Raw genomic sequence first — 14,585 nt, 5'->3', positions numbered from 1 at the left:
CCGCCCCGACTGGTAGACCGGCACGTGTGATCGACGAGGTCGACCTCGACCTGCCGGTGCGCGCCGCGCTGCCGGAGCTCGAGGCGGCGCTGGGGGAGCGCGGCGCGGCCGTCCTCGTCGCCCCGCCTGGCACCGGCAAGACGACGCTCGTGCCCCTGGCGCTCGCCGGCACGGTCGACGGCCGGGTCATCGTCGCCGAGCCGCGCCGCGTGGCCGTGCGCGCGGCGGCCCAACGGATGGCCTGGTTGCTCGGCGAGCCGGTCGGGGGGCGGATCGGCTACGCGATCCGCGGCGAACGCCGCACCGGCCCGGAGACAAGGGTCGAGGTCGTCACCACGGGCCTGCTCGTCGCCCGGCTGCAGCGCGACCCGGAGCTCGCGGGGGTCGACGCCGTCGTCCTCGACGAGTGCCACGAGCGCCACCTCGACACCGACCTCGCCCTGGCCTTCACCGCCGACGCGCGCGGCGCCCTCCGCCCGGACCTGCGCCTGCTCGCGACCTCGGCCACGGCCGCCGCCGACGATCTGTCCGTGGCCCTCGGCGGGCCCGTCGTCACCGCGCCGGATCCGATGCACCCCGTCGACATCGTCTGGAGCCCGCCCCCGCGACCGGTCCCGCCGCCGCGCGGGATGCGGGTGGAGCCGGCGCTGCTCGACCACGTGGCCGCGACGGTGCGCCGTGCCCTGACCGGGACGGCCGGCGACGTACTCGTGTTCCTGCCCGGGCGCCGGGAGATCGACGAGGTCACCCGACGCCTGGGCGGTATCGACGCCGAGGTCCTCACCCTCCACGGCGGCCAGGACGCGGCGCACCAGGACGCCGTGCTGGGCGGCCCGACGGACCATCGACGCGTCGTCCTCGCGACCTCCATCGCCGAGACCAGCCTGACGGTGCCCGGTGTGCGGGTCGTCGTCGACGCCGGGCTCTCCCGGCGCCCGTGGACCGACCACGCGCGGGGCCTCGACGCCCTGGTCACCGTCCTCGCCTCCCAGTCCTCCGCGACCCAGCGCGCCGGGCGCGCGGGCCGCGAGTCCAGCGGCACCGTGTACCGCTGCTGGTCCGAGGCCGAGCACGCCCACCGCGACCGCCAGGACGCGCCCGAGGTGGCGCACGCCGACCTCGCCGGGTTCGCCCTGCAGCTCGCGCGCTGGGGCACCCCGGACGGCGCGGGGATCGCCCTGCTCGATCCGCCGCCGCCGACTGCCTTCGACGCCGCCCGGGAGGTGCTGCGCGGCCTCGGTCTCACCGACGAGGGCGGGCGCATCACCGAGCGCGGTCACGCCGTGGCGACAGCCGGCGTGCACCCCCGGCTGGGGCGCGCCCTGCTCGACGGCGCCCGGATGGTCGGGGCGGACACCGCGGCCGAGGTGGTGGCGCTGCTCGCCGCCGACGTGCGGGGCGACTCCGACGACCTCGACGAGCGGTGGCGCGCGGCCCGGGCCACGAACGATCCGCGGTGGCGGGCGGAGGTGCGCAGGCTCCGGCAGGTCGAGGGACTCCCGCGGCGGGGCGTCAGCGTGCCGTCGCCCTCGGTGTCGAGCAGGACGCCGCCGAGCGCTCGGTCGGCGGGCGGAGCAACGGTCGTCGCCCTCGCCTACCCCGACCGCCTCGCCCGCGCCCGCGGCGACGACGCTCAGGGATACCTCACGACCGGCGGCGCCGGCGTCGAGCTCACCGCGGGCTCCCGGCTGCGCGGCAGCCCGTGGCTCGCCGTCGCCGACGCCGCCCGCGGCCCGGGCGACCGGGTGGCCCGGGTGCGGCTCGCCGTGCCGATCGACGAGGACCTCGCCCGGGAGGCCGCGGCGGGCTGGTGGCACGACGACGCGGTGGTGGCCTGGGAGGACGGGGACGTCGTGGCCGAGCGCCGCGAACGTCTCGGCGCCGTCGTGCTGGCCCGCCGGCCCCTGGCCCATCCCGACCCGGCGGCGGTCGCGGCCGCCGTGCGCGAGGGCCTGGCCGCCGAGGGGCTCGCGCTCCTGCGCTGGGACGACGTGGCCACGGCCCTGCGGGCCCGCCTGGCGTTCCTGCACGCGGCGCGGGGCGACCCGTGGCCGGCCGTCGACGACGAGGCCCTCGTCTCGCGTCTCGACGAGTGGCTCGACCTCACCCGCGTGCGCCGCCGGGCCGACCTCGCGCGGGTCAAGGTCGCGCCCGCGCTGCGCCACCTCGTGCCGTGGTCGGAGGCCGGCCGGCTCGACGAGCTCGCCCCGCAGCGGATCACCACGCCGTCCGGGCGCAGCGTCCGCGTCGACTACACCGACCCGGGCGCCCCCGTCGTGGCCCTCAAGGTCCAGCAGGCGTTCGGGTGGGAGCGCGCGCCCGTGCTGGCGGGCGTCCCCGTCGTCGTCCACCTGCTCTCGCCCGCGGGTCGCCCGACCGCCGTCACGGCCGACCTCGCGTCGTTCTGGGACTCCGGCTACCCCCAGGTGCGCGCCGAGCTGCGGGGCCGCTACCCCAAGCACGCCTGGCCGGAGGACCCGCGGCGTTGAGCCGTCAGTCGACGTGGACGTCGGCGTCACCGCGGAGGTGACGCAGCGCGTGGTCGAGGCGCCGGTGCACCGAGGGGTGGATCGGGAAGCCGGCCAGGTCGTCGAGCTCGACCCACCGGGCGGCGTCGGTCTCCTCGCCGTCGGGGGTCGGCTCGCCCGCGTCGCCGGGCACCGGCGCGGCGTGCAGCAGGGTGACGTGCTGCTGGCGCGCCTGCCCCGACTCGGGGTAGACGACGACGTGGGAGGGGTCGCAGAACACCCCGGCCAGGCCGGTCACGGTGATCGCGACCGCGGTCTCCTCGAGCACCTCCCGCACGGCAGCGGCCGTGGCGGTCTCGCCGGTCTCGATGGTGCCGCCGGGGAGCTCCCAGTTGCCGGTGTCGATCCGGCGGACCAGCAGGACGCGCCCGGTGCCGTCGCGGACGAGGGTGAAGGCGAGCGCCACGACGGCGGTGGCCGGAGGCGTGTCGCCCCAGAACTCGATCCGCCGCGGCGGCGACCACGCCGATCGCGGGACCGCCCCGTCCGCCACCCCGCCGCTGCCCACGCGACAAGACTCGGACGCACAGGTGTACGGAAGGTGGCCGACACGCGAACACCGGGCTGCGCGCGCGCCGAGAGCGCTCAGCGGCCGGTGATCTCGCGGGCGCCGCGCTGCGCGGCGGCCGTGCCGCGCGTGGCGCCGAGGCCGAGGAGGTGCAGCCCGCCCGCGGCCACCACCCCGATCGCCCGGCCGGTGAGGCGCACGGGGTTGAGCGCCTGCGCGACCCGGTCCAGCGGTGCGGCGGCGGCCTCGGTGGCGGCGTGGATCTGCTGACCGACGCGGTCGGCGGCGGTCTCGGCCCGCTGCCCGACGCCGGCGCCGACGGTCGCGGCCCGGTCGGCGCCGGCGACGAGGTGGTCGCCGGCCTCCTCGGCGGTGGCCTCGACCCGGGTCGCGGCGCGGTCCACGGCGGCCCGGGCCTCCCCGGCGACCTGGCGGCCGGTCCGGTCGGCCTGCTCGCCGATCTGGGCGCCGGTGGTGCGGGCGATGGTGGCGCCGTCGCGGGCCGCGGCCTCGAGGCCCTTCTCGCCCCGGCGCGCGGCGTCGATCTCGTCGCCGATCCCGGACGCGCCGGCCTCCGCGGTCGCGCCGGCGCGCTCGGCGCCGGTGCGGGTGTGGCCGGCCACCTTCTTCGCCGTGATCGAGGCGTCGTCGGCGATGTCGTCCGCGGCGTCCGAGACCTCGTCCGCCGCGGCCTCGGCCGTGACCCGGGCGCCGGTGCCGGCGGCGGTCGCGGCGAGCTTCGCGGCGATCGCGTCGGTGTTGTCGGCGTCGGCGTCGACGGTGCGGGTCTCGCGGACGTCGCCGTCGGTGCCGTGCACGACGACCTCGCCGCCGCCGTCGTTGGCGACGATCTCCACCGCGCGCTTGATCGCCTCGGCCTGCGTCGGCGCCTTCGCGCTCGAGCGCTGGGCGTCGGGCTTCTCGACGGCCCAGCCGTCGTCGGCGGGCTTGACGTGGCGATCGGACATCCGGCGCTCCTCCTGGTGGTCGGTCTCCCGATCACTGTCGCCCCGGCGGGTGGACGGCCTCTGTGGGCCGCCGGAAGCCCCGGTGTCGCGCGGGCGTCCACACGGCGGGTGTTGCCCCTTCCCTTCTGACAGGACGTCCTGTCAGGATGCTCGCGTGGTCACCCGGACCTTCCAGGGCGCGAGCGCGACCGAGCGCGTGGCCGATCGGCGGGCGCGCCTGGTCGCCGCGGCGCTCGACGTCGTCGGCGACCGCGGGGTCCGGGACTTCACGATGACCGCCGTGTGCCGCGCCGCGGGACTGACCGAGCGCTACTTCTACGAGTCCTTCGCCCGCCGCGAGGACCTGCTCGAGGCCCTCTTCGACAGCGTCGCCGCCACCGCGCTCGACCACGCCGTCCGCGCCGCCGAGGCCGTCCCGGCCGCCCACCTCGAGGCCCGCGCCCGGGCGGCCATCGGCGCCACCACAACGCTGCTCGGCGACGACCCGCGAAGTGCCCGCCTCTACCGGGAGGCGATCGGCCACCCCGAGCTCGCCGGACGCCGGCAGGACACCATCGCCGCCTTCGCGGCCCTGCTGGCGCGCCTGATCGCCGAGGCGCACCCGGAGCTGCGGCGCGAGGACCTGCAGCTCACCACGCTCGTGCTGACCGGCGGCGTCGTCGACGCCGTCGGGTTCTGGCTCGACGGCCGCCTCGACGCGGACGTCGACGCGCTCCTCACCCGCTGCGCCCGCCTCGTCGTGGCCGCGGCCGACCACCACTGCGCCGAGGTCCACGGCGCCGAGATCCGGGAGCAACGATGACCTCGATGCTGGCCCACCACGCCCAGCAGGTCGTGGCGAACGCCGTCAGCCGCGTGCCCTCGCGGTCCGCGCCGCTCGCGCCGCCGCCCCCGGGCAGCGACCTCGCGGCGGTCCCCGGCGACTTCGGCGCCCCCCTCGTCGGGCGGTCCCTGGAGTTCGCGGCGGACATGCTCGGCTTCGCACGGCAGCGCTACGAGAAGTACGGGCCGGTGTCGTGGACCGGCGCCTTCGGGCGGCCCCTGGTGGCGGTGCTGGGGCCCGACGCGCTCGGCCAGGTGCTCGTCAACAAGGACAAGTACTTCGGCAACGCCGACGGCTGGGGCTTCTTCATCGGGCCGTTCTTCCGCCGCGGCGTGATGCTGCTGGACTTCGAGGAGCACCGCACCCACCGGCGCATCCTGCAGGAGGCGTTCACCCGCGACCGGCTCGCCGAGTACCTCCAGGTCATGAACCCGCGCATCCGGCGCAGCCTCGACGACTGGACCACCGGCGACGGCATCCGGATCTACGACCGCATCAAGCAGATGACCCTCGACATCGGCACCGAGGTGTTCGTCGGCGACGAGCTCGGCCCGCGGGCGGACCGCGTCAACCGCGCCTTCGTCGACACCGTGCACGCCGGGGTCGCGGTGGTCCGCGCGCCGGTCCCGGGCGGCTCCTGGAAGCGGGGTCTCGACGGCCGGAAGCTCCTCGAGGACTACTTCGCCGCCCAGATCCCCGCCAAGCGCGCGGGCGAGGGCCGCGACATGTTCAGCGTGCTGTGCCGGGCGCGCAGCGACGAGGGCGAGACGTTCTCCGACGACGACGTCGTCAACCACATGATCTTCCTGCTGATGGCCGCGCACGACACGTCGACGATCACGCTGTCGATGATGTGCTACCTGCTGGCCAGGAACCCGGAGTGGCAGGAGAAGCTGCGCGCGGAGTCGCTCGCGCTCGACAGCGACGACCTCACGTCCGCGGAGCTCGACTCCCTGGTCTCGCTGGACCTGGCGATGCGCGAGACCCTGCGGATGTACGCGCCGGTGGGCCAGCTCGCCCGCATCACGGTCCGCGACGCCGAGCTGCAGGGCTTCCACATCCCCGCCGGCACGCTGATGTCGCTCGGCATCCACGCCTCGCAGCGCATGGAGCCGTGGTGGGACCGCCCCGACGAGTTCGACCCCGACCGCTTCGCGCCCGAGCGGGCCGAGGACAAGTCGCACCGCTTCGCGTGGATGCCGTTCGGCGGCGGTGTGCACAAGTGCATCGGCCTGCACTTCGGCGGCATGGAGGTCAAGGCGATCATGCACGCGATGCTGCGGCGGTTCCGCTGGTCGGTGCCGGCGGACTACGTCATGCCGGTCGGGCTGACGACGGGCCCGACGCCGGCCGACCACCTGCCCCTGCGCCTCGAGCGGCCCTGAGCAACCTGGGCAACGCCGTCACCAGCGGTCGAGCCCGCCGCGCTTGACGAGCTGGGAGGCGATGACGTTGCGCTGGATCTCGTTGGTGCCCTCCCCGACGATCATCAGCGGGGCGTCGCGGAAGTAGCGCTCGACGTCGAACTCGGTCGAGTAGCCGTACCCGCCGTGGATCCGCACCGCGTTCAGCGCGACCTCCATGGCGACCTCGGAGGTGAAGAGCTTCGCCATGCCCGCCTCCATGTCGCAGCGTTGCCCGGCGTCGTACTTCTCCGCCGCGTAGAGGATGAGCTGGCGCGCGGCGGTGAGCTTGGTGGCCATGTCGGCGAGGTAGTTGCCGATCGACTGGTGCTGCCAGATGGGCTTGCCGAAGGTCTCGCGCTCCTGGGCGTAGCGCAGGGCGTCCTCCAGGGCGGCGTTGCCGACGCCGAGGGCGCGCGAGGCGACCTGGATGCGCCCGGTCTCCAGGCCCTTCATCATCTGCGCGAAGCCCTTGCCCTCGACGCCGCCGAGCAGCGCGTCGGCCGGGGCCCGGTAGCCCTCGAAGACGAGCTCGCAGGACTCGACGCCCTTGTAGCCCATCTTCGGCAGGTCCTTCGACACCGTCAGGCCCGGACCGTGCTCGACGAGCAGGATCGACACGCCCTGGTGCTTGGGCTGCGCCTGCGGGTCGGTCTTGCACATCAGCGCGATGAGCCCCGAGCGCCGCGAGTTGGTGATCCACGTCTTGGCGCCGTCGACGACGTAGCCGCCGTCGTCGGCGCCCCGGGCGACGGTGGTCATCGCCTGCAGGTCGGACCCGCCGCCCGGCTCGGTGAGCGCCATGGTCGCGCGGAGCTCACCGGTGGCCAGGCGGGGCAGGTAGCGGTCCTGCTGCTCGCGCGTGCCGAACTCGACGAGGAGCTTCGCGACGACGGTGTGCCCGCCCATCGCCCCGGCGAGGCTCATCCAGCCGCGGGCGAGCTCGGCGGTCACGAGGGCGTAGCAGGGCATGGAGACCGGGACCTCGCCCCACGGCTCCGGGATCGCAAGTCCGAAGATCCCGAGCTCCTTCATCTGCTCGATGAACTTCTCCGGGTAGGAGTTCGCGTGCTCCATCTCGCGGACCTGCGGCTTGACCTCACGGTCGACGAACTCGCGGACGAGGTCGACGACGGCCTGCTCCTCGGTGCCGAGCTCTGGCATGGCGGTGTCCTCTCGCGGGCGGCCCGATCAACGTAGACCGGGAACCGGGGTCACGCGGCCCGGGCGGTGGCCGCGGCCGCCGTCGGGCGGAAGCCCTTGACGGTCAGCCACACGCCCAGCGAGAACTCCCACAGCGCGATCGGCAGCGCGCACAGGCTGCCGGCCACCGACACCTGGTCCCAGCCGCCGAGCATGGTGACGGTGGCCGACATGATGATCAGCGGGGCGCCCACGAGCCCGACGGTCGGGATGATGCGGGGGACCAGGCGCGACCGGTACATCACGTAGCCGAGGAACAGCGCGTTGAGGCCCGGGATCAGGCCGGGGCCCACCAGGAACGACCACTGCCGGACCTCCACCAGCGCCTGACCGACGACACCGAGCGCGCCGGCCTCGGCCCCCACGGCCCCGGCGAGGTCGCCGCGCAGGGCGACGAGGCTGAGCACGCACAGGACGCCGACGAGGATCATCCCGGCCTCGACGACGCGGGAGCTGACGAAGCCGATCGCCGCGGTCCGGCTGACCCGCCGGGTGACCGGGTAGAGCGCGAGCGCGGTGCCGACGCCGGAGAGCGCAGTGATCACCTCGAGCCACGAGCCCCACAGCACGGCGGTGTTGCTGCCGGGGGTGCTCACGAAGGCGACGGGGTCGGCGACGAGGTCGGCGAACAGCGCGAGCTGCGGGATCGAGGCGGCGAAGGTGACGAGGTAGAGCAGGCCGCCGGCGAGGGCGATCCTCCTCGTCGGGTCGGGCCGGTGGGTCGTCGGTGGCGCGGTGCGGACGTCGGTGGTCATGGCGTTCTCCTTCAGAGGGTGGGCTCGTCGGTCGCGGTGACCGAGACGAGGGGCAGGCCGAGGTCGCTGATCGTGCGGAGCAGGCCGTGGAGCGCGGGCTGGTCGGCGACGGGGCCGTCGATGACGGTGGTGCCGTCGTCCTGCGGGACGAGGGCCATCCCCTCGAACCACGGCGCCCAGCGCGGGGCGAGACGTCCCCGCACCCGGATCGCGTAGCGGCGGGGCTCCCGGCTGCTCATGGCGGGAACGATGGGCGCCGACGTGGTGAGCGGTCCTCACCACAGCTGGTGAGTGACGGTCAGCGACGGTGCGGGAGCACGCCGAGCTCGTGGGCCCGGCGCACGGCGGCGCGCCGGCTGCCGACGCCGAGCTTCGCGTAGATGGCCTTGGTGTGGGTCCGCATCGTGTTCAGCGAGACCGACAGCTCGCGGGCGATGTCCGGCCCGTCGAGGTCGGAGCCGAGCAGGCGCAGGACGTCGAGCTCGCGGTCGCTGAGCGGGTCGACGAGCGACCGGGGGGCGGGGCCGCCCTCGGTGGCCTCGAGACGGGCGAGGAGACGGCGGGCCGACCCGTACGCCGGGTCCTGCTTCGGCAGCGCCCGCAGGAGCATCGCGATCGGCGGGCCCTCCTCGGTGATGACCCGGACGAGCCCGGCCGGCTCCGCCAGCCCGAGGGCGCGCCGCAGGACGCCCAGCGCCGACGGCATGTCACCGCGGACCTGCGCGGCCCGCGCCTGCAGCACGAGGACCTCGACCAGGCTCCCGGTCCGCGCGCCCTGCTCGGCGGCCACCCGGAGCCGCTCGAGGAGGCCTGCGGCGTCGTCGCGCCGGGCCAGGAGCAGCCGGGCGAGGGTGAGGTGCTCGTACTCGCGGAGGTAGGTCGGCTCGTCGTCGGGCGACAGGTGCCGGGCCCAGGTCTCGGCGTCGTGCAGCTCGCCGCGTCTGATGCGCAGCCGGGCACGGACCGCGGGAACGGGCGCCACCTCGGGAGAGTAGTCGCCGTCGTGGAGCCGTTCGGCCTCGTCGAGCAGGGCGAGGGCCGTGTCGAGGTCGCCGCGGGCCTCGGCGAGCCGGGCCGCGGCCACCCGCGACCGGTACGGGTTCTGCGGCAGGCCGCGGTGCTCGCCGAGCCCGCGGGCCGCGTCCAGGTGCCCGGCGGCGCCGGTGAGGTCGTCGCGCTCGAGCAGCACGCCGGCGAGGGCGACGTGCATGTCGGCGGTGCCCCGCACCGGCGCAGCCGGGTCGGTCAGGTCGAGCGCCCACCGGTACAGGCGTTCGGCGTCGCCGGTCCGTCCGAGCGTGCGCCGGATGTCGCCGAGGGCGATGCAGCAGCCGAGGACGTCGGCGACGAAGCCGGCCCGGTGCAGGCCGGCGACCGACGCGACGTACGCGGCCTCGGCCGCGACGAGGTCGCCGCGCGCCCACGACGCGAGCCCCCCGAGCGCACCGGCCGCGGCCCGGACCAGGTCGTCGGACGCCGGGGCGAGCGCCAGACCGTCGCGCGCGTGGCCGGCCGCCGCGTCGAGGTCGCCCCGCCGCAGTGCGAGCGCCGCCCGGTACACCTCCAGCCCGGCGGGGATCGACCGGTAGCCCTCCTCGTCGACCACGACGAGCCCGGGCGGGGGCTCCTCCGGCCAGGCGCCGCCGTCCGGTCGCACCGCGTGCTCGACGTCGCCCAGGCGCTGCTCGACGGTGGCGAAGTCCGACACCTGCGCGAGGGCGCCGACGAAGGCCATCGCGAGGACCGGGCGCACCCGCACGACCTCGTCGGGCAGCGACCGCACCCAGCGGCCGAGCTCGGCCTCCCGCCGCTCGCGGCGCATCGCGGGCGTGCCGCGTTCCATGAGGTCCGCGGCGTGGTCGACGTGCCCGCCGGCGAGGGCGTGGTCGACGGCGGCGACGAGGTCGCCGGCCTCGGCGAGCCATCGGCTCGCCCGCCGGTGCAGATCGGGCAGCGACGCCGCGCGCTCCTCGGCGAGGTGCGCGCGCAGGACGTCGGCGAACAGGTGGTGGTAGCGGTACCACCGGCGGCGGTCGTCGAGTGGGACCAGGAACAGGTTGGCGCGCTCGAGGGTCGCGAGCATCGCCCGGCCACCCTCTCGACCGGTGACGGCGTCGCACAGCGGGCCCGTGAGCCGCTCGAGGATCGACGTGTCGAGCAGGAAGTCCCGGACGTCCGGCGGCTGGCGGGCCAGCACCTCCTCGGTCAGGTAGTCGACGACGTGGCGGTCGTCGCCCGCGAACCGCGTGATGAACGCGCCGACGTCGTCGCGGCCTCGCATCGACAGCGCGGCCAGCTGCAGCGCCGCGATCCAGCCCTCGGCGCGCCCGTCCAGGGTCGCGACGTCGCCCGCGGAGAGGGTCAGGCCCATGGGGCCGTTGAGGTAGGTCGCGGCCTCCTGCCCGGTGAAGCGGAGATCGGCGGACCGGAGCTCGAGCAGCTCGCCCCGCGCCCGCCACCGGGAGAGGGACAGCGGCGGGTCGACCCGGGTGGCCAGCACCAGGTGCAGCTGCGGTGGCCGGTGCTCGAGGAGGAACGCGATCCCGTCGTGGACCTCGGGTGCGGTCACGAGGTGGAGGTCGTCGAGGACGAGCACGAGGTCACGGGGCATGGCTCCGACGTCGTTGAGGAGGGCGACGAGCGCGGGCTCCGCCGACGGCGAGCCCGGCGCCAGCAGCCCGAGCGCGCCGTCGCCGACGCCCGCCCCCGAGGCCCGGATCGCGGCGACGACGTAGGTCCAGAAGCGCACGGCGTCGTCGTCGCGCTCGTCGAGCGACAACCAGGCGACGGCGGCCACGTCCTCCCCGACCGTGGCGAGCCAGTCGGCCAGCAGCGTCGACTTGCCGAACCCGGGTGGCGCGGACACGACCGTCAGCGCCGCGCGCAGGACGCCGTCGAGCGCCCCGGTCAGCCGGGCGCGGGCCACGGTGCCCGGACGGCGGGCCGGGCGCCGGTACTTGCTCTCCAGCAGCGGGCCCACCACACCGGCCGGTCTACACCCGTGGAGCGACGACGTACACGTGCCCGGAGCCGATGTCGAATCCGCGGCACCCGGTTCGTCGTCCTGTCGAAGGCCCGCACCCCGAGCGAGAGGCTCCCGCCATGACCGTCACGGCCCGCCGCATGTTCGAGCTCCTCGAGCCGATCTGCCTCGTCACCTACTTCGCCGAGGAGTGCAACGAGGAGCTGGCCGCCCTCGGCCACCGCACGTACTGGGACGGCTACTTCGCCAGCCGCGCCGCGCCGCTCGGCCGGGTGCCCGCCGAGGTCGTGGACGCCGCCTTCTACAGCTTCGCTCCCGGTGAGACCGCCCGCCACATCCCGAGCGCGTGGGCGACCATCCCGCCCGAGGCGTCGTTCGCCGCGCGGGAGCGGGGGAGCGCGGCCTCGGTGCGGCGGATCCTCCGCGCGGAACTGGCCGGCTCTCCGGGCCTCGAGCGGGCCGCGGACCTGGCCACGAAGGCGGCCGCGGGCGCTCCGGTGAACGGCCGGGTGATGTTCGCCGGGATGCGCAGCATGCCGGTGCCGGCCGATCCGGTCGCGCGGCTCTGGCACTCGGCGACGATGCTGCGCGAGCACCGCGGTGACGGGCACGTCGCCGCCCTGCTCGGCGAGCGGATCGGCAGCACGGAGGCCCACGTGCTCTCGGCCCTGGACATGGGCATCCACCCGCCGGAGTCGTTCGGGCGCGTCCACCACCTGCCACCGGAGCGTCTCGCCGCGGTGATGGACGGCCTGCGGGAGCGCGGGCTCGTCGACGCCGACGGGTGGTTCACCGACGCCGGCCGCGCGACGAAGGCCCGGATCGAGGCCCGGACCGACGAGCTCGCCGCCCCGCCCTACGCCGCCCTGACCCCCGCCGAGCTCGACGAGCTGGTCGCCGAGCTCGAGCCGATCACCGCGACGCTGGTGGCCGCCGGCTCGCAGTGACGCCCCGGGTCAGCGGCCGTAGCGCTCGCGGGACCGCTCCCGCGCCTTCTCCGCCTCGACCTCGCGGTCCTTCGGCGGGGCGGTGGTGACCAGCTCGTCGAGCAGCACGCGGGTGCTCGCCGTGATCTCGGCGACCGCCCGGGCGAAGGCCTCCTCGTTGGCCTTCGACGGCCGGGCCGCCCCGCTGATCTTGCGCACGTACTGCAGCGCGGCCTCGTGCACCTCACCGTCGGTGGCCGGGGGCTCGAAGTTGTGGAGGACCCGGATGTTGCGGCACATGCTGCGATCGTGCCCTAGACAGCACCGCTGGGAGGAGACACCACATGAGGAACGCGCAGCTCGGCCACCTCGAGGTCAGCCGCCTCGGCCTCGGCGCCATGGGCATGTCCCACGGCTACACCGGCGCCGGCAGCGACGACGACGAGGCGATCCGCACCATCCACCGCGCCCTCGACCTCGGGGTCACCTTCGTCGACACCGCCGAGGTCTACGGGCCGTACGTCAACGAGGAGCTCGTCGGGCGGGCGATCCGGGGCCGGCGCGACGAGGTCGTGCTCGCCACCAAGTTCGGGCTGATCTCCCACACCGGTCGCGAGGGCGCCGACTCCACCCCGGAGAACGTCCGGGCGGCCGTCGAGGGGTCGTTGCGCCGCCTGGGCGTCGACCACATCGACCTCTACTACCAGCACCGCGTGGACCCGGACACGCCGATCGAGGAGACCGTCGGGGCGATGGCCGAGCTGGTCGAGGCCGGCAAGGTCCGTCACCTCGGGCTGTCGGAGGCCTGGACCGACACGATCCGCCGCGCGCACGCGACCCACCCGATCACCGCGCTGCAGTCGGAGTACTCGCTGTTCACCCGCGACCAGGAGGAGATCCTGCCGCTGCTGCGCGGGCTCGGGATCGGGCTGGTCGCCTACTCCCCGCTGGGCCGCGGCTTCCTGACCGGGCAGATCCGGACGGTCGAGGACTTCGCCGACGACGACTTCCGCAAGGACAACCCGCGCTTCGTGGGCGAGGCCTTCCGGCGCAACCTGGCCCTCGCCGACGAGGTCGGGGCGGTGGCGGGCGAGGTCGGTGCCACGCCCGCGCAGGTCGCGCTGGCCTGGCTGCTGTCCCGGGGAGGCGACATCGCCCCGATCCCGGGCACCAAGCGCGTCACCCGGCTCGAGGAGAACGCGGCGGCCGACGGCGTAGAGCTCACCGCCGACCAGCGGCGTCGTCTCGACGAGCTGCCCCCGGCCGAGGGCGGCCACCACACCGAGTCGCAGATGACGCTCATCGAACGCTAGTCGTAGATCACCGCGAGTCCGCGTCGCCGGAGGTCGGCGAGGCCGTCCGCCATCTCCTGGAGCTGCTCGGGGGAGTGGCCGGTCCAGTCCTCGAGCTCGCCGACGACGCGGACGGGCTCGCGGGTCCGGTAGGACCGGGTGGGGTTGCCGGGGAGCTTCTTGTCGGTGACGTTCGGGTCGTCCTCGAGCGGGCCGGTGGGCTCCACGACGTAGATGCGTCCGCGGCCCTCACCGGCGGCCAGCTCGGCTCCCCAGGTCGCGGCGTCGAGCGTCTCGGTCACGTAGACGTGGTTCATCACCCGGCCTTCCTCGAAGTTCGAGAGCCGGCCGGGCACCAGCAGCTCGCCCACCGCGAGGTCCGCCTTCGTGCCGTGCAGCAGGACGCCCGGTGCGTGGATCTCGAAGGGGGTCGGCCCGGTCGTCATGTCCCGTCCTCCTGGTCGTGCTCGCTGCCCGACGGGGAGTTTGCGCTTCCTCCGGCGGACGATCTACGGTGCTCCGACCACTTGCAACTCGCAATCACCCGGGAGTGTCGATGACGGACACCACCTGCCACATGTCGATCTCCCTCGACGGCTACGTCGCCGGACCGGACCAGAGCCGTGACGACCCGCTCGGCAAGCGCGGCGTCGAGGTGCACGGGTGGCACATCGGCGACCCCCGGGCGACCGAGGCCGACGAGATCGCGACCAGCTGGCTCATGCGCCCCCGTGGCGCCTACGTGATGGGGCGGAACATGTTCGGGCCCGTCCGCGGCGGGTGGGACGAGGACTGGCGCGGCTGGTGGGGTGCGGAACCGCCGTACCACGCCCCGGTGTTCGTGCTGACCCACCACGCCCGCGAGTCGATCGAGATGGAGGGCGGGACGACGTTCCACTTCGTCACCGACGGCTTCGACGCCGCCTACGCGCGGGCGCTCGAGACCGCCGGCGACCGGGGCGTGGACATCGCCGGCGGCGCCTCCACCGTTCGGCAGGCACTGAACGCCGGCGTGATCGACGAGTTCTCCCTCGACATCGCCCCCACCCTGCTCGGGGCCGGGGAGCGCATGTTCGACGGTGTCGAGTCCTTCGACTACGAGCCCGTCGAGGTGCTGCACTCGCCGCTGGCCACCCACATCCGCTACCGACGGGTCGGCAGCGGCTGAGCGTCTGGTCTCGAGTCCTGAGGCGTGG

General features: G+C 75.1%; 14 protein-coding genes. 6 read left to right on the top strand and 8 right to left on the bottom strand.

What is annotated here, in order from left to right; all coding sequences use genetic code 11:
- Positions 1-26 precede the first annotated feature (26 nt).
- The gene (gene hrpB, locus WCD41_RS23875; RefSeq protein WP_337717170.1) at positions 27-2,489 is read left to right on the top strand and encodes an ATP-dependent helicase HrpB; all 2,463 of its coding nucleotides are present in this window, start codon (positions 27-29) and stop codon (positions 2,487-2,489) included.
- Positions 2,490-2,493: 4 nt separating this feature from the next.
- On the opposite strand, the gene WCD41_RS23870 is transcribed toward hrpB, so the two are convergent.
- Together WCD41_RS23870 and WCD41_RS23865 are read right to left on the bottom strand one after the other, a co-directional pair.
- Positions 2,494-3,036 (bottom strand): NUDIX hydrolase, encoded by a 543-nt coding sequence (locus WCD41_RS23870; protein ID WP_337717168.1) that lies wholly within the window; start codon positions 3,034-3,036, stop codon positions 2,494-2,496.
- A 77-nt stretch (positions 3,037-3,113) separates the two neighbouring features.
- A complete protein-coding gene (locus tag WCD41_RS23865; RefSeq protein ID WP_337717166.1) occupies positions 3,114-4,004 on the bottom strand; it encodes a DUF2188 domain-containing protein in 891 nt (296 codons plus the stop codon).
- 154 nt (positions 4,005-4,158) lie between these two features.
- Here WCD41_RS23865 and WCD41_RS23860 point away from each other — a divergent pair, with 154 nt between their 5' ends.
- Positions 4,159-4,806 carry a TetR/AcrR family transcriptional regulator gene (locus WCD41_RS23860; protein ID WP_337717164.1) on the top strand — a complete coding sequence of 216 codons (648 nt, stop codon included), beginning with the start codon at positions 4,159-4,161 and terminating at the stop codon, positions 4,804-4,806.
- On the top strand, positions 4,803-6,212 hold the full coding sequence (locus tag WCD41_RS23855; protein WP_337717162.1) for a cytochrome P450: 1,410 nt from the start codon (positions 4,803-4,805) through the stop codon (positions 6,210-6,212). The genes WCD41_RS23860 and WCD41_RS23855 overlap by 4 nt, the downstream gene beginning before the upstream one ends.
- An 18-nt stretch (positions 6,213-6,230) precedes the next feature.
- Here WCD41_RS23855 and WCD41_RS23850 read toward each other — a convergent pair whose 3' ends face one another.
- The 4 genes from WCD41_RS23850 to WCD41_RS23835 are packed head-to-tail and all read right to left on the bottom strand — an operon-like array spanning position 6,231 to position 11,171.
- Complete coding sequence (locus WCD41_RS23850) at positions 6,231-7,394, bottom strand: acyl-CoA dehydrogenase family protein (RefSeq protein ID WP_337717160.1); 1,164 nt, start codon at positions 7,392-7,394, stop codon at positions 6,231-6,233.
- Between the two features lie 50 nt (positions 7,395-7,444).
- On the bottom strand, positions 7,445-8,188 hold the full coding sequence (locus tag WCD41_RS23845; protein ID WP_337717158.1) for a DUF4386 domain-containing protein: 744 nt from the start codon (positions 8,186-8,188) through the stop codon (positions 7,445-7,447).
- An 11-nt stretch (positions 8,189-8,199) separates the two neighbouring features.
- The gene (locus WCD41_RS23840) at positions 8,200-8,427 is read right to left on the bottom strand and encodes a DUF8691 family protein (protein ID WP_337717156.1); all 228 of its coding nucleotides are present in this window, start codon (positions 8,425-8,427) and stop codon (positions 8,200-8,202) included.
- A gap of 59 nt (positions 8,428-8,486) precedes the next feature.
- On the bottom strand, positions 8,487-11,171 hold the full coding sequence (locus WCD41_RS23835) for a winged helix-turn-helix domain-containing protein (RefSeq protein WP_337717154.1): 2,685 nt from the start codon (positions 11,169-11,171) through the stop codon (positions 8,487-8,489).
- A 119-nt stretch (positions 11,172-11,290) separates the two neighbouring features.
- Here WCD41_RS23835 and WCD41_RS23830 point away from each other — a divergent pair, with 119 nt between their 5' ends.
- Complete coding sequence (locus WCD41_RS23830; protein ID WP_337717152.1) at positions 11,291-12,118, top strand: SCO6745 family protein; 828 nt, start codon at positions 11,291-11,293, stop codon at positions 12,116-12,118.
- A 9-nt stretch (positions 12,119-12,127) separates the two neighbouring features.
- Here WCD41_RS23830 and WCD41_RS23825 read toward each other — a convergent pair whose 3' ends face one another.
- Positions 12,128-12,397: a DUF2277 domain-containing protein gene (locus WCD41_RS23825; protein ID WP_337717150.1), complete on the bottom strand. Its 270-nt coding sequence runs from the start codon at positions 12,395-12,397 to the stop codon at positions 12,128-12,130.
- A gap of 44 nt (positions 12,398-12,441) precedes the next feature.
- Between WCD41_RS23825 and WCD41_RS23820 the strand changes: the two genes are divergently transcribed.
- Positions 12,442-13,410, top strand: a complete 969-nt coding sequence (locus tag WCD41_RS23820; protein ID WP_337717148.1) for an aldo/keto reductase — start codon at positions 12,442-12,444, stop codon at positions 13,408-13,410.
- Here WCD41_RS23820 and arr read toward each other — a convergent pair.
- Complete coding sequence (arr, locus tag WCD41_RS23815) at positions 13,407-13,835, bottom strand: NAD(+)--rifampin ADP-ribosyltransferase (RefSeq protein WP_337717146.1); 429 nt, start codon at positions 13,833-13,835, stop codon at positions 13,407-13,409. The two genes, WCD41_RS23820 and arr, sit on opposite strands and share 4 nt — an antisense overlap.
- A gap of 110 nt (positions 13,836-13,945) precedes the next feature.
- On the opposite strand from arr, the gene WCD41_RS23810 reads away from it, so the two are divergent.
- Positions 13,946-14,557: a dihydrofolate reductase family protein gene (locus WCD41_RS23810; RefSeq protein ID WP_337717144.1), complete on the top strand. Its 612-nt coding sequence runs from the start codon at positions 13,946-13,948 to the stop codon at positions 14,555-14,557.
- Positions 14,558-14,585 lie beyond the last annotated feature (28 nt).

Origin of the sequence: Actinomycetospora aeridis, assembly GCF_037400275.1 — a bacterium.
Taxonomy (GTDB): Bacteria; Actinomycetota; Actinomycetes; order Mycobacteriales; family Pseudonocardiaceae; genus Actinomycetospora; species Actinomycetospora aeridis.
The sequence above is the reverse complement of the archived record's forward strand: the minus strand, read 5'-3'. Positions and strand labels throughout refer to the sequence as shown.